Origin of the sequence: Aeromonas sp. 62-46, from assembly GCF_001898585.1 — a bacterium.
In the GTDB taxonomy this organism is placed as follows: Bacteria; Pseudomonadota; Gammaproteobacteria; order Enterobacterales; family Aeromonadaceae; genus Aeromonas; species Aeromonas caviae.
In genome coordinates this window covers 39,587-57,513 of the sequence record NZ_MKUI01000037.1, presented here as the reverse complement: position 1 = coordinate 57,513, position 17,927 = coordinate 39,587, and the positions used below count along the sequence as shown (strand labels likewise).

Annotated in this window: 15 protein-coding genes; 6 read left to right on the top strand and 9 right to left on the bottom strand. The window is 63.9% G+C overall.

Features of this window, described 5'->3' with window-relative positions:
• Positions 1-129: 129 nt before the first annotated feature.
• Positions 130-1,842 (bottom strand): amidase, encoded by a 1,713-nt coding sequence (locus BGO64_RS12720; RefSeq protein ID WP_286700759.1) that lies wholly within the window; start codon positions 1,840-1,842, stop codon positions 130-132.
• Positions 1,843-1,978: 136 nt separating this feature from the next.
• On the bottom strand, positions 1,979-3,076 hold the full coding sequence (aguA, locus tag BGO64_RS12715) for an agmatine deiminase (protein ID WP_286700758.1): 1,098 nt from the start codon (positions 3,074-3,076) through the stop codon (positions 1,979-1,981).
• Between the two features lie 145 nt (positions 3,077-3,221).
• On the opposite strand from aguA, the gene BGO64_RS12710 reads away from it, so the two are divergent.
• The 3 genes from BGO64_RS12710 (at position 3,222) to BGO64_RS12700 (ending at position 4,890) form a co-directional block, all read left to right on the top strand.
• A complete protein-coding gene (locus BGO64_RS12710; RefSeq protein WP_039041291.1) occupies positions 3,222-4,133 on the top strand; it encodes a LysR family transcriptional regulator in 912 nt (303 codons plus the stop codon).
• 371 nt (positions 4,134-4,504) lie between these two features.
• Positions 4,505-4,720, top strand: a complete 216-nt coding sequence (locus tag BGO64_RS12705) for a DUF559 domain-containing protein (protein WP_324055981.1) — start codon at positions 4,505-4,507, stop codon at positions 4,718-4,720.
• Complete coding sequence (locus tag BGO64_RS12700; RefSeq protein WP_286700757.1) at positions 4,669-4,890, top strand: endonuclease domain-containing protein; 222 nt, start codon at positions 4,669-4,671, stop codon at positions 4,888-4,890. The genes BGO64_RS12705 and BGO64_RS12700 overlap by 52 nt, the downstream gene beginning before the upstream one ends.
• 274 nt (positions 4,891-5,164) lie before the next feature.
• On the opposite strand, the gene BGO64_RS12695 is transcribed toward BGO64_RS12700, so the two are convergent.
• Complete coding sequence (locus BGO64_RS12695; protein WP_010672924.1) at positions 5,165-5,731, bottom strand: TetR/AcrR family transcriptional regulator; 567 nt, start codon at positions 5,729-5,731, stop codon at positions 5,165-5,167.
• Between the two features lie 167 nt (positions 5,732-5,898).
• Between BGO64_RS12695 and BGO64_RS12690 the strand changes: the two genes are divergently transcribed.
• The gene (locus BGO64_RS12690) at positions 5,899-6,936 is read left to right on the top strand and encodes an alkene reductase (protein ID WP_185367419.1); all 1,038 of its coding nucleotides are present in this window, start codon (positions 5,899-5,901) and stop codon (positions 6,934-6,936) included.
• 192 nt (positions 6,937-7,128) lie between these two features.
• Positions 7,129-8,040 (top strand): MarR family transcriptional regulator, encoded by a 912-nt coding sequence (locus tag BGO64_RS12685; RefSeq protein ID WP_042864394.1) that lies wholly within the window; start codon positions 7,129-7,131, stop codon positions 8,038-8,040.
• A gap of 56 nt (positions 8,041-8,096) precedes the next feature.
• On the opposite strand, the gene BGO64_RS12680 is transcribed toward BGO64_RS12685, so the two are convergent.
• From BGO64_RS12680 to BGO64_RS12665, 4 genes are all read right to left on the bottom strand, one after another.
• On the bottom strand, positions 8,097-9,041 hold the full coding sequence (locus BGO64_RS12680) for a bile acid:sodium symporter family protein (protein ID WP_041214550.1): 945 nt from the start codon (positions 9,039-9,041) through the stop codon (positions 8,097-8,099).
• A 103-nt stretch (positions 9,042-9,144) separates the two neighbouring features.
• Positions 9,145-9,483: a nuclear transport factor 2 family protein gene (locus BGO64_RS12675; protein WP_043155376.1), complete on the bottom strand. Its 339-nt coding sequence runs from the start codon at positions 9,481-9,483 to the stop codon at positions 9,145-9,147.
• 168 nt (positions 9,484-9,651) lie between these two features.
• Positions 9,652-11,241 (bottom strand): peptide chain release factor 3, encoded by a 1,590-nt coding sequence (gene prfC / locus BGO64_RS12670; protein ID WP_089503670.1) that lies wholly within the window; start codon positions 11,239-11,241, stop codon positions 9,652-9,654.
• A gap of 244 nt (positions 11,242-11,485) precedes the next feature.
• Positions 11,486-13,348 (bottom strand): diguanylate cyclase, encoded by a 1,863-nt coding sequence (locus tag BGO64_RS12665; protein WP_286700756.1) that lies wholly within the window; start codon positions 13,346-13,348, stop codon positions 11,486-11,488.
• Between the two features lie 195 nt (positions 13,349-13,543).
• On the opposite strand from BGO64_RS12665, the gene BGO64_RS12660 reads away from it, so the two are divergent.
• Complete coding sequence (locus tag BGO64_RS12660) at positions 13,544-14,548, top strand: sensor domain-containing diguanylate cyclase (protein ID WP_010672915.1); 1,005 nt, start codon at positions 13,544-13,546, stop codon at positions 14,546-14,548.
• 12 nt (positions 14,549-14,560) lie between these two features.
• Here BGO64_RS12660 and viaA read toward each other — a convergent pair whose 3' ends face one another.
• A complete protein-coding gene (gene viaA, locus BGO64_RS12655) occupies positions 14,561-16,015 on the bottom strand; it encodes an ATPase RavA stimulator ViaA (RefSeq protein ID WP_029313704.1) in 1,455 nt (484 codons plus the stop codon).
• Positions 16,016-16,110: 95 nt separating this feature from the next.
• Positions 16,111-17,724 (bottom strand): ATPase RavA domain-containing protein, encoded by a 1,614-nt coding sequence (locus tag BGO64_RS12650; protein ID WP_201970096.1) that lies wholly within the window; start codon positions 17,722-17,724, stop codon positions 16,111-16,113.
• Positions 17,725-17,927: the final 203 nt, after the last annotated feature.

Below are 17,927 nucleotides of genomic sequence, written 5' to 3'. Positions count from 1 at the left end.
GGTAAACACCTCTACATTTTTACCGATTATGACCCCAACATTTTCTCTGTCTTCTGACGAAAAAAAAGACCACCCGCATCACAAGTGGTCTTTGGTTTTATAGCGAGATAAGCCAAAAATAATTAATTACTAATAGCGATCACCCAACGGCGGCGTACGTGGCGGCACCATCCGCTTGCAGCCGGTAGACTCGAAGGCCGAGGCGAAGCGCAGCAGGTTGTTGTCGTCATAGGCGCGGCCGGCGAAGGTCAGGCCCACCGGCATACCGATATCGGCCATCACCCCCATGGGGACGGTGACGGTCGGCACGCCGAGGTGGCGAATGGCGAGGTTGCCGTTGGCAACCCAGATGCCGTTGCTCCAGGCGATATCGGCGGAGGCCGGATCCACGTCCGCATCAGCCGGGGCGACATCGGCGGCGGTCGGGAACAGCACGGCGTCGAGCTTGAGCCCGTCCATCCACTCTTCCAAGTCCAGCTTGCGGGTCTTTTCCAGACCACGCAGGCCGTCCGGCACAGAGGCAATCTCGTCGAAACGCTTGAGACCGCGCTTGGCCATCTTGACGTACTCGTCCATGCCGGCGGCGAGATCCCCCTCGCGGTTCGGCAAGGTGCCCGGATCGTGGGGGAAGATCTTCGGCCCATCGACATCTTCAAGTTTGTTCAACTTGGGATCGCCGTTGGCGCGCAGAAAGTCGTCGAACGCCCAGCCGGAGAGCTCCCACAGCTCGTCGTTGAGAAACTCCGGGCTCACGATGCCGCGATTGAACACGGTCGGCGCGCCGGGTCTGTCCCCTTCGCAGTTGGATACCAGCGGGAAGTCCACTTCGATAACTTCGGCGCCAGCAGCTTCCAGCGCCTGACGGGCCTGCTCCCACAGGGCAATCACGGTCTCGCGGGTATGAATACGCTGACCGGTCGGGCCGCCGATACCGGGGTTGTCGCTGGTGCCGGCCAGTTCATCCTTGTTGATAAACATGCGCGGCACGCCGAGGCGCTTGCCCTTGAGGGCATCGGCCTTGGCAGCCAGATCCAGATAGGAAGCCGGACGCACTTCAGAAGCCTTGGGCAGCTGCACCCAGGGTTGCAGGCGCCACAGATCGCCACGGGTGTCGGCATCGTCGGCGACCACTACGTCGAGCACTTCCAGCAGATCGGCCATGGTGCGGGCATAGGGCACCACCACATCCATGGTCGGGGTCAGAGGCCAGTTGCCACGCACCGAAATCACGCCACGGGACGGAGTGTAGGCACATAGGCCGTTGTTGGAGGCAGGGCCCCGGCCGCTCGACCAAGTCTCTTCCGCCAGACCAAAGGCGGCGAAGCTCGCGGCGGTGGCAGTACCGGCCCCGTTGGAGGAGCCGGAGGCAAAGGGCGCGGTCAGGTAGTCGGCGTTGTAGGGGCTCTCGGCACGGCCATAGACACCGCGCTGCATGCCGCCATTGGCCATGGGGGGCATATTGGTTTTGCCAAGGCAGATGGCACCGGCGGCGCGCAGGCGCTCAACGGTAAAGGCATCGCGCTGGGCCACCAGATCCTTGAAGGCCGGGCTGCCGGAGGCGGCGGTCAGCCCCTTGACCAGATAGCTGTCTTTGGCGGTGTAGGGGATGCCGTCGAGCGGCCCCAGGGTTTCCCCACGGGCGCGGCGAGCATCGGACGCTTGCGCCTCTTTCAGGGCATCGTGGTTGGGCACCACGACGGCGTTGAGGCGGGTTGCTGTCTCGGGGCCGTCATAGGCTTTGATCCGCGCTTGATAGGCCTCGACCAGTTCGACCGCGGTGGTGCGGCCTGATTCGAGCGCATCGCGCAGCTCGGCAATGGAAACCTCGGTCACTTCGATCATGGGGATCTCCTGTAAAAGGGTGACTGTTTGTCATGATGATCGCCGCATCGGCGCCTGCGACCATCACATTATCAAGAGATAAAACCCCACTGAGTGGGGTTTTGAATACCAACCTCGGCTGGCTTGGAACAGGTTCTTACTTGCCAGAAGGAATTTGCTGAGTAATGCAGTGGATATTGCCACCCCCCAGCAGGATCTCCCGGGCCGGCACGCCGACCACGGTGTGCTCCGGGAAGATCTCTTCCAGAATGCGCTGGGCTTCGCCGTCGGTGGCGGCATCCAGCAGCGGATAGACGATGCGATCGTTGGTGATGAGGAAGTTCACGTAGGAACCGGCCAGACGGCCTTCTGCCTCGCGCGGCACACCGGTGCCGCTCTCGACGCCGGCAGACTCCTCTTCAGTGCAGAAGAGCGGGCCCGGCTGGGGCAGCTTCCACACTTTCAGCTTGCGACCCTTGGCATCGACCGCCGCTTCCAGCACCTGGAGGGCGGCCAGGGAGCGGGCGTACTGGGGATCGTTCTCGTCATCGGTCCAGTGCAGGGCCACTTCACCTGGGCGCACGAAGCAGCACATATTGTCGATGTGGCCGTCTGTTTCATCCATGTAGACGCCTTCGTCCAGCCAGATAAAGCTGGTGACGCCCAGATAGTCGCGCAGGTGAGCTTCGATCTGCGCTTTGGTCAGGTGCGGGTTGCGGTTTTCGTTGAGCAGGCACTCGGCGGTGGTCAGGCAGGTGCCTTCGCCATCCACATGGATGGAGCCCCCTTCCAGAATGAGCGGCGCGTCGTAACGATCCATGTCGTGCTGTTCCAGCATCCGGGCTGCGACCTCTTCATCCTGGTTCCACGGGTAGTAGAGACCACCCTTGTGGCCGCCCCAGGCGTTGAAGCCCCAGTCCACCCCACGGCACTCGCCAGCGGCATTGGTGACGATGGTGGGGCCAGTGTCGCGGGCCCAGCAGTCATCGCTGGCCATCTCCACCAGGGTAACGTGGGCGGGCATGATGCCACGGGCCTGCTCCATAAACTGGGCCGGCACCCCCATAAAGACCGGCGTCGCGCCACCGATGGCATCCGCCACCTTGGCGAAGGTGGCCTGGGCGAAGCGACCGGCTTCCCGCCAGTTGTCCGGGCGGAACGGCCAGATCATCCAGACGGCTTGCTGGTGAGCCCACTCGGCGGGCATGGTGAAGCCGTCGGCGGCCGGCGTGGAATTCATGGTCTTGATGCTCATCGCAAGGCTCCTTGCATGGATTGAGGCCCCCGATTTGCCTGGGAACCCTGAAAAAATAAGAGTGGGTCGCAGTGTAAGAAGTTGCGCGCCCATCCATCAAATGAATAGGATTAATTGTCCCATAAACACGGCGAATAATCCCCCCATGAAACTGCACCAGCTCGACCTCAATCTGCTGCTCGCCTTTGACGCCCTGATGACGCAAGGGAGCGTGACCCGCGCCGCCGAATCGCTCTTTATCAGCCAGCCCGCCATGAGCCACTCCCTCGGCCGGTTGCGGGCCTTTCTCGGCGACCCGCTGCTGGTGCGCACGCCCCAGGGGATGTTGCCGACTCCCCGGGCCCAGCGCCTGCATCTGGGGGTGCAGCAGGCGCTGCGGCTGCTGGAGCAGCAACTCTGGGAGGAGGACGAGTTCGCGCCACGCCAGTCGAAGCGCCGCTTCGTGCTCTGCACCACGGATTACGTGGAGTGCGTGCTGATCCCGCCCCTTATCCAGCGCCTCAGGAAGCTGGCGCCGGGCGTCACCATCGAAATCCGCATCCTGCGCGATACCCTGCCCGAAGCCGAGCTGGCGAGCGGCGAGATAGATCTCGTGCTGGGGTTTGACGAGTACATGCAGGTGCCGGGGTATCTGGGCAAGGAGACCTGGCTCACCGAACCCCTGGCCGGGCTGGTGCGCGCCACCCTGGAGCTGGAAGAGGAGCGCATCACCCTCGAGCAGCTAATCGAGATGCCCCATGTGTTCCACTCGCCGCTCGGCACCTCGGAGGCAAGCCTCGACCGCTATTTGCAGAGCCTGGGCCATAGCCGCACCATCTCGGTCAACAGCCAGAGCTATATGTCCGCCGCCGCCATCGTGAGCCAGAGCGACCACCTCTTGGTACTGCCCAGCATGGTGGCCGAGCTGCTCGCCAGCCACTGGCCGCTGAAAAGCCTGCCCCTGCCCGACGACGTGCCGGACTATCACCTCAACTGCGTCTGGCACCCGGTCCACGCCCAGCAACCGGCCTTGATCTGGTTGAAGGCATTGATGAAGGACCTGGTGAATCCGGGCTAAGCGGCAGCGGCTGGCATACCAAAGCAGCATGCGCAGCAGCCGGCCCAGGTGTGGCTCAAGCATCTGATGAAAGAGCTGGTGAATCCTGAATAACCCGACGGCGTGTGCCCCCCTCATCCCCAACCCTTCTCCCGCAAGGGGAGAAGGGAGCAGATCTGCGCCACTGGCAGCATCGCAAACAACCTGTCTGCTAGGGCGAAATACATCCCACCAGCACATCGACCTGTCGATTCATCAGTTCAATGTCACACCACACCACGATGGCCCCGAGATGACCACCAAAATGACAACTGTCACTCGATCTGTCCCCTCTCCCTCTGGGAGAGGGCCAGGGTGAGGGGAAGCAACCCACTCAGTCACCAGACCGGGGAATGGCTATATCTAATAGGGTCAAACAGCTCTGTATAGGCACCATGAGAACCCATGCATTTGCCAAGCGCATGAGGCGAGAAGCCACCCTTGCCGAACAGAAGCTGTGGCTGCAATTGCGCGACCGCCGTCTGGCCGGGGTGAAATTCCGTCGCCAGGTCGCCAGATGCCCATCGGGCCCTACATTGTCGATTTCATCTCTCTTGAGCAGAGGTTGATCATCGAGGTAGACGGGTCACAGCACAACGAACCGGCCGGACGGCAACATGATGGCGCAAGAACGGCCTACCTCAATCAGCAGGGCTTTCGGGTGATCCGGGTGTGGAATAACGATGTATTGAGTCGGATGGAGGCCGTACTGGAACTTCTTTTGCTCTCTTTGCGCTGAGCACGAGCCCTCCCCCTCATCCCCAGCCCTTCTCCCATTCTTTTGTAAATAAGTGGGAGAAGGGAGCAAACAACCCGGTGGCGTGTGGCATCCCCAGCAACAACCATGGCTCCCGCAAGGGGAGAAGGGAGCAAACAACCCGGTGGCGTGTGGCATCCCCAGAAACAACCATGACTCCCGCAAGGGGAGAAGGGAGCAAACAACCCGGCGGCGTGTGGCATCCCAGCAACAACAAAGGCTCCCGCGGGAGCCTTTGTTGTTTCCATCCTCGCCATCACGCCCGCAGGGCGCTCATCATCCGGGCAACGACACCGGCCAGCAGAGGGCGGTCTGGGTGGCACTGGGCGAAGGTGACCAGTCCCTGGATATGGACCTGCAAGAAGGCTGTCAGGGTGGGGATGTCCCCCTCTTTTGCCAGCTCTCCCTGCGCCTTTGCCAGGGCCAGCTGCCCGGCCAGATCCTGTTCCAGCTCGCCGTAGATGGCCTTGAAGCGAAGGTGCAGCTCCTCGTCCTGCTCCGCCAGCTCCATCAGGGTGCGGGTCAGCAGGCAGGAGCCCTGCAGGGCATCGTCCACCACCTGCTCGAGGAAGGCGTGCAGCCCCGCCAGCGGGCTGGGCTGTGCCAGGCAGCGACGGCGCAGGGCTCCCTTCTCTGCCACATAGTGATCGACCGCCGCCAGCAGCAGGCCGCGTTTGTTGCCAAAGGCGGCATAGAGGCTGCCCGGGTGCAGGCCGGTTGCGGCCACCAGCTCCTGCATGGTGGTCTTGGCATAGCCTTTGGCGCGAAAGGCTTCCATGGCGTTTCGCAAGACGGCATCCCGATCGTATTCGGCGCTGCGCATGGGGTCTCCGGTGGCAAGGTCCCGCGGGACGGAAAAAACAGGGCGGCAAGTTTACCCCAGCCTCCCCCGTCAATCCATGTTGAATGCTTGCTCAAAAAATACTTGCACGCAAACCAAAAAACGTCTTGAATGCCCGTTCAAGAATCACTCCCTCAGGACAGACGATCATGAATACCCTGTTTCAGCCCTATCGCCTCAACGACACCCTCACCCTCGCGAACCGTTTCATGATGGCCCCCCTCACCCGCTGCATGGCGGGCCCGGGTCTGGTGCCCACCGAACAGATGGCCGCCTACTACGGCCGCCGCGCCGACATCGGCCTCATCATCTCCGAAGCCACCATCATCCGTCCGGACGGTCAGGGCTACCCCAATACCCCGGGGCTCTACAGCGCCGAACAGATCGCCGGCTGGAAGAAAGTGACCGGCGCCGTGCATGCCAACGGCGGCAAGATCTTCGCCCAGCTGTGGCACGTGGGTCGTCTCTCCCACCCCTTCTTCCACCACGCCGAAGTGCTGGCCCCCTCTGCCGTCGCCCATGAGGGCACGGTGCCGCGCATGCGCGAACTGGTCTATCAGGTGCCGCGCGCCCTGACCGAAAGCGAAATCGCCCAGCTGGTTGAGGATTACGCCCAGGCCGCCGCCAACGCCATCGAAGCGGGCTTTGACGGGGTGGAGATCCACGGTGCCAACGGCTACCTCATCGATCAGTTCCTGCACCACGCCAGCAACCTGCGCACCGACAACTACGGCGGCAGCCCCGAGAACATGAGCCGCTTCGCACTGGAGGTGGTGGATGCCATCAATGCCCGCATCGGCGGGGATCGGGTGGGCCTGCGCCTCTCCCCCGGTGCCTATGTGCACCTCGAAGGGGATGCCCGGGATCGCGCCGTGTTCGACCACCTACTGGCCGAGCTGAACCAGCGCACTCTGGCCTATCTGCACCTGGGTATCTTCGATGACAGCCTCACCTTCGACTACCTGGACGGCCGCGCCTCCGACTACCTGCGTGCCCGCTACGACGGCCACCTGGTAGGGGTCGGCAACTACAGCGCCGAGACCGCGCTAGAGGCCATCGAGGCAGACCGCTTCGACCTCGTCGCCATCGGTCGCCCCCTCATCGCCAACCCGGACTACCTCGCCAAGGTGAAACAGGGCGACGCCCTAGTGCCCTATGCCGACACCATGCTGGCCGAGCTGGTCTAACCCTCGCCGGCGCCTTGCCTGACCAAGGATGGGATCCGCGCCCCCGCGCGGGTTTCCAATGTTTGGGCCCTCTCCCGGGCCCTTTTTTCTGCCTGCCTTTCACCCTTTTTCACGCAAATGGTTGTCACCAACAACCAAATGATGCTATTGGTTGCGTACAACAACCAAACACCATCACTAGGAGACAACCCCATGGATCCCCGCCCCCTGCGTGCCCTGTCGAGGGAACTGGTACGCGAACTCGGCATGCTCTCCCAGCAGTGCGGCTCGCTGGCCCTGAGCCCCCTGGAGGCCCACCTGCTCATCGAGCTGGAGAACGGTCCCGCCACCAACCAGCAGCTTGCCGAGCGCCTTCGCATCGACAAATCCAACGCCAGCCGCCCCCTGGCCCGCCTCGCCGAGCGGGAGCTGATCGCCTGGCAACCCCACCCCTCGGACGGGCGCAGCAAGGAGGCGAGCCTCACCGAGCCGGGCAAGGCACAGCTTGAGGAGCTGCACCGGCAGATGGACGAGACCATGGCGGGGGCCCTGGCCCAACTCTCCCCCGCCGAGTGCGAGCAGATCTGGGAGGGCATGCGGCTCTATCGCAGCGCCCTCTCCCGCGCCCGCCGCCAGCAGGGCTTCGTCATCCGCCCCATCACCCCGGCCGACAATCCCCGGATCGCCGCCGTGGTGCGCGCCGTCTCCGCCGAATACGGCCTCACCGCCGACAAGGGGTACGGGGTGGCGGATCCCAACCTCGATTTTCTCCACGAGACCTATCAGGGGGAGCGCAGCCGCTACTGGGTGATTGAGGGACCGGACGGCGCCATTCTCGGCGGGGGTGGCATAGCGCCGCTGGCGGGGGCAGCGGATGTGTGCGAGCTGCAGAAGATGTACTTCCTGCCCGCCCTGCGAGGGCTGGGGCTGGGACGGCGGCTGGTCTTGCAGGCGCTGGCCGAGGCTCGCGCCCTGGGTTACCAGCGCTGCTATCTGGAGACCACCGCCGTGCTGCGGGAAGCCACCGCCCTCTATGAATCCCTGGGCTTCGAACACCTGCCGGGGCCCCTTGGCTGCACGGGCCACGACGCCTGCGAGATCTGCATGGTACTGGCGCTCGACTAGCTCAAACAACAACTAGGGGCCCATGGCCCCTAGTTGTTTCATCTGTCGCCCCCTGATCAGCCAGCGCTCTGCTCCAGGGTCCCAGCAGGCCGGGAAAGCGGCCGCTTGGCCCAGACCCCGGCCAGCAGCGAGCCGGACAGGTTGTGCCAGACCGAGAAGAGGGTACCAGCCATGGCCGAGGCGGGAGTGAAGAACTTCATGGCCAGCGCCGTGGCTAGGCCAGAATTCTGCAACCCCACTTCGAAGGCCACGGTGCGGCAGATCCGCTCCTCAAAGCCCAGCCAGCGACTGACCCAGTAGCCCGCCGCAATGCCGATGCCGTTGTGCAGGATCACCGCCAGCGCCACGATGGGGCCGATGCTGGCGAACTGCCCTGCGTTGAGGGCGACCACGATGGCGATGATCATGACGATGGCGGCCATGGAGACGAGCGGCAGCACGGGCTCGATACGTGCCGTCAGGGAGTGGAGGAAGACATTGGCAACCACCCCGAACACCACGGGGATCAGCACTATCTTCACCAGGCTCAGCAGCATGTCCAGCACCGGCACGTCGACGCTCTTGCCAGCCAGCAACTGCACCAGCAGGGGGGTGACGAGCACCCCGAGCAGGGTGGAGAGAGCTGTCATGGTGATGGAGAGAGCGACATCGCCCTTGGCCAGATAGCACATCACGTTGGAAGAGGTGCCACCGGCGACGCTGCCCACCAGCACCATGCCCACGGTCAGCTCGGCATCAAAACCCAGCAACAGGCTGACCAGCAGGGCGGCCAGCGGCATCACGCTGAACTGCAATACCAGCCCAAGGCCGATGGCCTTCTTGTTGCGCACCACGTCGAGGAAGTTCTGGGGTTTGAGGGTCAGCCCCATGGCCAGCATGATGATGGTCAGCAGCGGCACTATCTGGCCCTTGAGGCCGACGAAGGGCTCGGGCTGCCAGTAGGCCAGCAGGGAAAACAGCAGGGCCCAAAGCGGGAAGAGGTGGGTGATGCGTCCAAGCATGATGTACTCCTTGTTATTGTCCAGACGCGGGCTGACCGGAGGATGCCCGCAGGGAACTTTCTCTTATACCAGCTTTGTCGCCGGCAGGCCCGTGTAGCGGCGCTCAGGAAGGGAAATAGAACCAGGCGGTCTGGATAAGACCCTCCTTCACCTCGAACACCGCCACGCTCTCGATGGGCTCGGGGGAGAGGCCGTGGATCAGCTCGTGATCGAACACCTTGTTGCCCATGACAGTGCGTGACAGCAGCTCGGCCTTGAGCAGCGGGTTGTTGAATCTGTGCTGTGCATAGAAGGCCCGCAGCGCCCCCTTGCCGACTGTGCTCGGCGTCTCGGTCGGCATGCGATAGCCTTTGAAATCCGGGGCAAAGCAGGCCACGAAGGCGTCGAGGTCGTGGGCATTGTAGGCGGCAAACTGCGCCTCTACGGGTTGGGTGACGGACATGTCTCTCTCCATGGGTGAAATTAAAATCACTTATCCTGTATTTTTATTCAACCATCAAGCCCCGGATGGGGATCTACGCCCCTTCCAATGAAACGCCCCATAACAAAAAACCCCGCCGAAGCGGGGTCTCTCTTGTCATCAGCCACCCGCTGTGCGCGGGCGGGGTGATCAGTGTTCGCGGGTCTGGCGGAAGTGAACGTCCGGGTGACGCTCCTGGGCCAGGCGCAGGTTGACCATGGTCGGCGCGATGTAGGTGAGGTTGTCACCACCATCGAGGGCCAGGTTGACCTCGTTCTTGCGCTTGAACTCTTCGAACTTCTTGACGTCGGTCCCTTCCACCCAGCGGGCGGTGGCGACGTTGACCGCCTCGTAGATGGCCTCGACGTTGTACTCGCTCTTGAGGCGCGAGACCACCACGTCGAACTGCAGCACACCGACCGCACCGACGATGAGATCGTTGCTGATGAGCGGACGGAACACCTGCACCGCCCCCTCTTCGGAGAGCTGCACCAGCCCCTTGAGCAGCTGCTTCTGCTTGAGGGGGTCACGCAGGCGGATGCGGCGGAACAGTTCCGGCGCGAAGTTCGGGATGCCGGTGAACTTGAGATCTTCACCCTGGGTGAAGGTGTCGCCGATCTGGATGGTGCCGTGGTTGTGCAGACCGATGATGTCGCCGGCACAGGCCTCGACCGCCTGTTCACGGTCACCGGCCATGAAGGTGACGGCGTCGGAGATGTTCACATCCTTGCCGATGCGCACGTGACGCATCTTCATGCCCTTGGAGTAAGTGCCTGACACGATACGCATAAAGGCGATACGGTCGCGGTGTTTCGGGTCCATGTTCGCCTGGATCTTGAACACGAAGCCGGAGAACTTCTCCTCGGTCGCCACCACTTCGCGGCTCTCGGCCTTGCGCGGCATGGGGGCTGGCGCCCAGTCGGTCAGGCCGTCCAGCATGTGGTCGACGCCGAAGTTGCCGAGGGCGGTCCCGAAGAAGACCGGGGTCATCTCGCCGGCGATGAAGGCATCGTGATCGAACTCGGGAGAGGCGCCCTGCACCAGCTCCAGCTCGCCACGCAGCTGGGCAGCCAGATCGTCGCCGATGGCGGCATCCAGCTCGGGGTTGTTCAACCCCTTGACCACCCGCTTCTCCTGGATGGTGTGGCCCTGACCACTCTGATACAGGTAGGTCTCGTCCTTGTAGAGGTGATAGACCCCCTTGAAGGATTTGCCACAGCCGATGGGCCAGGTGATGGGGGCGCACATGATGTTGAGCTCGCGCTCCACCTCGTCCATGACCTCCATCGGGTCGCGCACTTCGCGGTCCAGCTTGTTCATGAAGGTGAGGATGGGGGTATCCCGCAGACGGGTCACTTCCATCAGCTTGCGGGTCCGGTCTTCAACACCCTTGGCGGCGTCGATGACCATCAGGCAGCAGTCGACCGCCGTGAGGGTACGGTAGGTATCTTCGGAGAAGTCCTCGTGACCCGGGGTGTCGAGCAGGTTGACCAGGCAGTCGGCGTAGGGGAACTGCATCACGGAAGTGGTGATGGAGATACCGCGCTGCTTCTCCATCTCCATCCAGTCGGATTTGGCGTGCTGGCCCGAGCCACGGCCCTTGACGGTACCGGCGCGCTGAATGGCCTGTCCGAACAGCAGGACCTTTTCGGTGATGGTGGTTTTACCCGCATCCGGGTGCGAGATGATCGCAAAAGTGCGTCTCTTGGAGACTTCACTCAGAAATTCAGCTGACATAATTCGACGTTCTTCTATTGAGCGGCGGCCTGGAGCCACCGTGGGAAAAATGCGGGACAGCACCTTGGAATCAGGGCGCCCATGCAGACAACGACACCACGCGGGCGGGTCAGTGACCGCCGGTGAAGACAGGAGAAGCGCGTTGCATTACATGGGTCTGGCCCCGGATCAAAGCAAAATTGCGCGGCATTATACCCGCGCGAGTGAAAAATACCCAGCCCGCTATCACGGGGGCCCGGGGTCGGCCTCACCGGGCCGTCATCACCCGGTTGCGCCCCGCCAGCTTGGCCTCGTACATGGCCTCGTCGGCCCGGCGTACCAGTTCGCCCAGGTTGTCATCCTCGGGTTTGTACTGGGCACAGCCGATGCTGATGCGGATGGGGTGATCCGCAGGCACCCCCTCAATCTCGAGACGGGCGACGGCTTGGCGGATCCGCTCGGCCACCTCGACGGCCTCGTTCAGGAGGGTATCCGGCAGCAGCACCAGAAACTCCTCGCCGCCGTTGCGCCCCACCCTGTCGAGGCTGCGCAACTGCTCCTCGATGCACTGGGCCACGGCGGTGAGCACACTGTCACCCACGTGGTGGCCCAGCTGGTCGTTCACCTTCTTGAAGTGATCCACATCCAGCAGCAGCACGCACAGGGGTTTGCCCTCCTCCCGGGCCTGGGTGAACCATTTGCGCCCCTTGGCCTGGATCTGGCGCCGGTTGTGGATGCCGGTCAGTTCGTCCGTCATGGCGAGACGCTGCATCTTGCGGGTGCGCCCGCGCTGGTGCACCACCAGGGTACCCATCACCACCAGCAGCAGGGCCACCACCAGGTATTGCCAGTAGCGCCGCTCCTGCAACTGCTTGAGTTTCTCCGCCTGCAACTGCTGCTGGGACCTGAGGGTCTGGTTTTCCAGCTCCTTGCGGGCGAGATCGAACTCGAAACGCATCTGCAAGGAGCGCTGTTCCCGCAATCTGAGCTCGAGGGCCTGGCGGGTCTCGACATAGGTCTTGAGGCTGGTGAGGGCCGACTGGATATGCCCCTGACGCTCCAGCACCCGTGCCCGTGTCTCATGCACCCGGGCGAGGAAGCGCAGGTTCTGCTCCCGGGTAAAGATGGGCTCGGCCTCGTCCAGGTGCCGCAACGCCTCGCCGGGTCGGTTCAGGGCCTCGAGGACGTCGGCCATGACGAGGTGCCAGTGGCCCAGGGTGACGCTGTCCGCCCCCTCCGCCTGATGGAGGGAGGCTGCCGCCTGATCGAGTTTGGTCATGGCCTGGTCCGGCTTGCCCTGTTTAAGCAGGATGGTGGCTATCTCGATCCGGCTCCAGGCCAGGATCCCTTCCTGGTTTAACCCCAGATAATAGATCTCCGCTTCCACCATCAGGGGCAGCGCCTTGTCGTACTCTTCGGTGTCGATGTAGAGGAGTCCCTGCTGGCTGTGAATGTCCACCAGGTGCTCCTCGTCCCCGAGCTGCCGGTAGTCGTGCTCCAGCTCGTTGAAGTAGCTCTCGGCCCGCTCATAGAGCCCCATCCTGCGATAGGCATTGGCAATATTGGCGAGCACCTCGCGCCCCTTGGCCTCCAGCCCGAGCGCCTCGTAGCGCTGGTGGGCATCAATGAGATCCATCAGCCCCTCCGCCAGCTCCCCCTGGTAGGAGTACATCTCCCCCCGCAGGCTCAGGATGTCGGCACGCTGACGCTCATCCCCGAGCCGGCGAGCCAGGGTCAGGGCGGCGTCGTAATCCTCCCCGGCCCCGGCCATGTTGCCGAGCAGTTGCCGGTGATACCCGCGGCAGGCGAGCAACCCCACCTCGGTGACCCTGTCCTTGCGGGCACGGGCCTGCGCCAGCCCCTGCTCGGCAAACGCCACCGCGCGGCGAAACTCCTCGTCCCGTTCACTCGGCTGGGCCCAGCACTGCAGCCGGGCAAGGCGGCCCTGCACCTCGGGCGGATAGTGTGCCTGTCCGGCAGTCAGGGCGGCGACGCGCTCGCGAAACACCTGCACCGGCATCGTCGACTCTTCCAGCTGCTGCAACGCCAGTTGCAACTCGTGCCCGGCCAGTGGCGCCGCCTGGGCCAGGGCAACCCCCAGCAACAGGCCACATCCCATCAGGATCTTCATGCGGACTTTTTCTCCTCTTCACCGGCCGGACGCCGCGCTCACCGCTGTCATCATATCCCCACAGACTCTGGGCGCACAGCCGTCAGAGGGTGGGAAAACGCCTCATATCGGACGAGAGCCTCCCCTATCCCCTTCTTTACAGAAGGAGAGAGTGCATCGACTATATATGCTTTCGAACAGGGGAAGGGATGAGGAATGACCTACGAGGAGCTGAGGGAGGCTTACGACAGGTTGTTGCTGGAGAACGAGCGTCTCAAACGCATCGCGGATGACGCGCGGGAGAAGCTGGACGCCGCCATGGACGGCACCGGCCTGTGCATCTGGCAGAACCATGTGCCCACCGGCAAACTCATCATCTTCAACCGGCGCTGGGGCTCCATGCTCGGTTACCAGCCCAAGGAGCTGTCGGCCCACTTCGACGTCTGGCGCGCCCACCTTCACCCGGAGGACAGGGAGCAGGTGCTGCAGGCCTTCTTCGACCATCTGGAGGGCAAGAGCCCGTTTTATCAGGCGATGCACCGCATGATCGGCAAGGATGGCAAGACCACCTGGGTGCTGGACCGGGGCCGGGTGGTGGAGCGGGATGATCAGGGCAACCCCGTCCGGGTGATGGGCACCCACATCGACATCACCCACGAGAAGGAGTACGAGCAGCAGCTCGCCCAGCTTGCCCACCGGGATCCCCTCACCGGCCTGTTCAACCGCACCGCGCTGCACCGCCACTTTCCCGGGGAGTACCAGGCCATCTGTTTCATCGATCTCGATGACTTCAAGCTGGTGAACGACAACCTGGGCCACCGGGCAGGTGACGAACTGCTGGTCTCCCTTGCCCAGCGCCTTCGCCACTGCTGCGGCGAGGAGGTACGGCTGGGGCGCATCGGCGGGGACGAGTTCGTGCTGCTGCTGCCCTGGGCGTGCGACGATCCCCGTACCAGCCACCTCGCCCGCCAGTGCATCGATGCCATCGCCACCCCCTTCGAGCTGCCCAACGGGGACGCCTCGGTGGGACTGAGCATGGGAATTGCGGCCATCCGGCCCCAGGACGATTTCGGCGCGGCGCTGGCCCGGGCGGATCAGGCCATGTACAGGGTCAAGCGCAGCGGCAAGCGGGGTTTTTATATTGCCCAGCCAAGCGGTCAGCCGCTGCTGGATCAGGAGCAGGTCAACGAACGAGGCCTCTACCACAGGCCCACTCTCTGAGCCTGAGCACCCTCAATGGCGCTGCCAGCGCCGCAGCAGGCGTCCACGCAGGCCGCAATCGAGCAGCCAGCTGTTGTCGAACACCCGCAAAATGGCCGCCTTGGCGTGACGGGACATGGCGACCGCATGGAAGCGTGTCTGCTGCGCCCGTCGCCGGTTCATCCGCTCGAGCAGGGGGTGGGGCAGGTTCTGGGCGATGAAGTCGGAGATCACCAGCACGTCGGCCTTGGCAAAGGCGGGTTGTTCGAGCTGGGTCAGGGCCTGCTCCAGGCAGGGCACCAGATCGGTCCCTCCGTGAAAACTCATGGAGAGAAAGCGCTCCGCCTTCTCAAGCCCGGTGTCGGCGGTGATCTCCAGGGTCGCCACCTCGGTGGAGAAGAGCATCAGATAGCAGCCCCGCTTTTCCTCCATCGCCCCTTTGAGCAGGGCGAGAAACAGCGCCTTGGCACACTCCTCCGGATAGCCCCCCATGGAACCTGACGTATCGACGCAGACGATGAAGGGGCCCCGCGGCTGCACCTCCTGCCCTCCCTGCTCGGGGGAGCGCAGCATCAGACGCTGGCGCGGCAGGGTGCCCCGCGACTGGTAGCTCAGCAGGCGCCGCTCCAGATAACGGCGATAGAACTCCAGCTCCAGCTCCGGCAGCGCCAGCATCACCGCCTCGCTCGGCAGGAGGCGCATCAGATCGCTGGCCGGGTGCACCCCCACCAGATCGTCGGGCACATCGTCACTTTGCACCTCCTCCAGTTCGTGCACAGGCACCGGCGGCAGCGTCCTGTCCTCGCTGCGCCGCTCCCGCTCGCTGCGTCCAAGCAGGGCGGCGATCTCCGCGAGCAGAGGCTCCTGCTGCAACATGCGGGCGTACTGCTTCACCAGCGCCAGACTGCGCTTGTGCCAGCTCCCCTGGGCCAGATCCCAGAGCCCCCCGGCGGAGATCTGGTGCGGATCCAGGGCATCGGCCAGGGTCCGGTTGGCCAGCAGTTGATCCTCGATCTCCTGGCGCTGCTTCTCCCGCTCCGCCTCCGCTATCTGCTGCTGCAACTGCAACAGGCTGCCCACCAGGCTGGCGCGCCACTTCTCGATGAAGAGCTGGCGCAGCCCCTCGGTGGGCTGGGCCACTATCTGGCGCACCAGGCTGCGGGCATCCCCCGCGAAGGGGCTGTGCTGCTCAAGGGCTTCCAGCAGGGCGGGCAGGCGCCCCACCAGCTCCGGCAGGGGCAGTTGCCGGTGGGCCTGATAGAGCAGGTATTCCCGCTCGAGAGCCACCGGCACCGGCTTGTGACGCATCTCCTCCCCAAGCTGTTCGCTCCAGGTCTGGATGCGCTTTCTGAGCAGCTTCCCCTGCAGGGGCGAGCGCTTGAGGAACTCGGAGATCTTGGGGGTGGAGGCAAGCAGCAGCGCCATCTCCCCCGCCAGCTCCCCCTCCCCCATGAGCAGCCCCAGGTCCATCATGCCGATCTCTAGCATGGGCCACCCCGGATGTTGAGATGTGATGGAGTATCATGCTGACGAAACATGTTTTTCATCCTGTTTATTTCACCAATCCCACGTCAGGCGCGACGTCACCCCTGTGCATCGAGAAGAGGCAGACGATCCCGCCACTGCTGCAGCTCGGCCCCCAGCCGCTCCAGGTCCCGGCTCAGCACGAAGAAGCTGTCCTCCACCTGACGCAACCAGTTGTCCCCCACGAACAGATGGGGCTGGTGACGGTCGAACAGGTTGCGCTGACCCTTGAGATTTTGCAGCACCCGGTTCACCTGGCCCGTCAGGTCGTCCAGGGCCGACAGCCAGGGGGCCATCACCACCTCGGGGATGGGGGTGCGCTCCACCAGCATCAGTGGCACGGGCTGGCGCTGGATATCCAGCACGTGCAGCCGCAACTGCTCGTCCAGCACCAGTTCGTAGTGCCCCTCCTTGGGGTTGCCGAGGGGCCAGCCCACCAGCGCCTCCCCGGTGGGGTGCCAGTGAGAGAGCAGGGTGCGATCGAAGGTGAGGGTGCCGGTGAGGCGCTCGGGATCGCTGCCATCCAGGGGCGCCGGGGTGAGCAGCTGGAAGTGCACCAGCTTGCCGAACGGCCTGGCGTTGGCCAGCGGCAGTTCGGTGCCGCGGGCGCGGCGGCCGAACCACTGCTTGCGCTTGACCGCCTTGCAGCCGATGCGCAGGGCGACCGCCCCCTGCAACTGCTTGAACTGCTCGCGCAGGGAGAGCAGCTCCCGGGTCAGCGCCAGTTGCTGGTAGCCGTAGAGGCGGGAAAACTCGCCGATCATCTCCAGCAGCGCGGTGCGGGAAGCCTCGTCGTGCCAGAGGCAATCCTTGAACAGCAGCAGATCCAGGGGAGCCACCTCGTCGCGGCCATTGAAGAAGGCGCTCGCCTTGATGAGCCGCACGGCCTTCTTCCAGCGCCGATCCGAGACATAGCAGCCGTGCCCGAGCTGGCTGTCGAGCTGCTGGCGCAGCTGGTAGATGAGTTCGAAACAGGCGTCCGGCAGGCGCACCTGCTCGATGGCATCTTGCCAGGCGTCGTACTCCTCCCCCCGAATCTGCACCGCCGGGGTCAGGTTCTGATGGGACTGGCCATCGCTCGCCAGCATGGCCTGGAAGTTGGATTTCTCCTGCACCCTGTCCATCCAGACCCGCACCAGCATGCGGTCGTAGAGCGCCTCCAGCCCGCTGTCCGGGGCCGGCAGCTCGTTCGAGGCGGTGACCAGCAGCCGCATGGGAATGGGGTGCTGGCTGTCGCCGTTGCGAAACTGCCGCTCGTTGATGGCGGTGAGCAGGGTGTTGAGGATGGCGGGGCCCGCCTTCCAGATCTCGTCGAGGAAGACCACCTCGGCCTCCGGCAGGTAGCCGCTGGTCAACCGCAGGTACTTGCCATCCTCCTTGAGCGCCTGGATGGAGAGGGGACCGAACACCTCCTCCGGCGTACTGAAACGGGTCATCAGGTATTCGAAATGGCGGGCATCCTGAAACGCCAGCTTGAGGCGCCGCGCGATCAGGCTCTTGGCGATGCCCGGGGGGCCCAGCAGAAAGACGCTCTCGCCACTCAGGGCCGCCAGCAGGCCGAGCCGCAGGGCATCCTGGCGCTCATACAGTCCCTCACCAAGGGCGGAAAGGAGCCGTGGCAGGCGCTCATGAATGGGGGTGGCACGAACAGTATTCTGGGCTAAAGGCGGCATAGGCACAGTTCCGAAGCTGATAGGTCATCCGTGGTGACGGGGTCCGGCCTCTGGCCCCGCCCCACTCTCATTGTCTGTCATCTCTGCCCCCGGGGAAGCGCTCGTTTGCCATCGCCACAGGGCGAAAAGCGCACGTCCGGGGTGCAGCAAATCCCGCGAGAGTGTACTCTGCGCATCATTATTTACCCCAACGCAGATCAAGA

What these genes read in the sequence shown, in the direction of transcription:
- BGO64_RS12700 (WP_286700757.1), top strand. Translation starts at nt 4,669, where the DNA reads ATGCCCATCGGGCCCTACATTGTCGATTTCATCTCTCTTGAGCAGAGG.
- BGO64_RS12680 (WP_041214550.1), bottom strand. Translation starts at nt 9,041, where the DNA reads ATGCTTGGACGCATCACCCACCTCTTCCCGCTTTGGGCCCTGCTGTTT.
- BGO64_RS12705 (WP_324055981.1), top strand. Translation starts at nt 4,505, where the DNA reads ATGGCTATATCTAATAGGGTCAAACAGCTCTGTATAGGCACCATGAGA.
- BGO64_RS12675 (WP_043155376.1), bottom strand. Translation starts at nt 9,483, where the DNA reads ATGTCCGTCACCCAACCCGTAGAGGCGCAGTTTGCCGCCTACAATGCC.
- BGO64_RS12650 (WP_201970096.1), bottom strand. Translation starts at nt 17,724, where the DNA reads ATGCCGCCTTTAGCCCAGAATACTGTTCGTGCCACCCCCATTCATGAG.
- BGO64_RS12710 (WP_039041291.1), top strand. Translation starts at nt 3,222, where the DNA reads ATGAAACTGCACCAGCTCGACCTCAATCTGCTGCTCGCCTTTGACGCC.
- aguA (WP_286700758.1), bottom strand. Translation starts at nt 3,076, where the DNA reads ATGAGCATCAAGACCATGAATTCCACGCCGGCCGCCGACGGCTTCACC.
- BGO64_RS12685 (WP_042864394.1), top strand. Translation starts at nt 7,129, where the DNA reads ATGGATCCCCGCCCCCTGCGTGCCCTGTCGAGGGAACTGGTACGCGAA.
- BGO64_RS12720 (WP_286700759.1), bottom strand. Translation starts at nt 1,842, where the DNA reads ATGATCGAAGTGACCGAGGTTTCCATTGCCGAGCTGCGCGATGCGCTC.
- viaA (WP_029313704.1), bottom strand. Translation starts at nt 16,015, where the DNA reads ATGCTAGAGATCGGCATGATGGACCTGGGGCTGCTCATGGGGGAGGGG.
- BGO64_RS12665 (WP_286700756.1), bottom strand. Translation starts at nt 13,348, where the DNA reads ATGAAGATCCTGATGGGATGTGGCCTGTTGCTGGGGGTTGCCCTGGCC.
- BGO64_RS12660 (WP_010672915.1), top strand. Translation starts at nt 13,544, where the DNA reads ATGACCTACGAGGAGCTGAGGGAGGCTTACGACAGGTTGTTGCTGGAG.
- BGO64_RS12690 (WP_185367419.1), top strand. Translation starts at nt 5,899, where the DNA reads ATGAATACCCTGTTTCAGCCCTATCGCCTCAACGACACCCTCACCCTC.
- BGO64_RS12695 (WP_010672924.1), bottom strand. Translation starts at nt 5,731, where the DNA reads ATGCGCAGCGCCGAATACGATCGGGATGCCGTCTTGCGAAACGCCATG.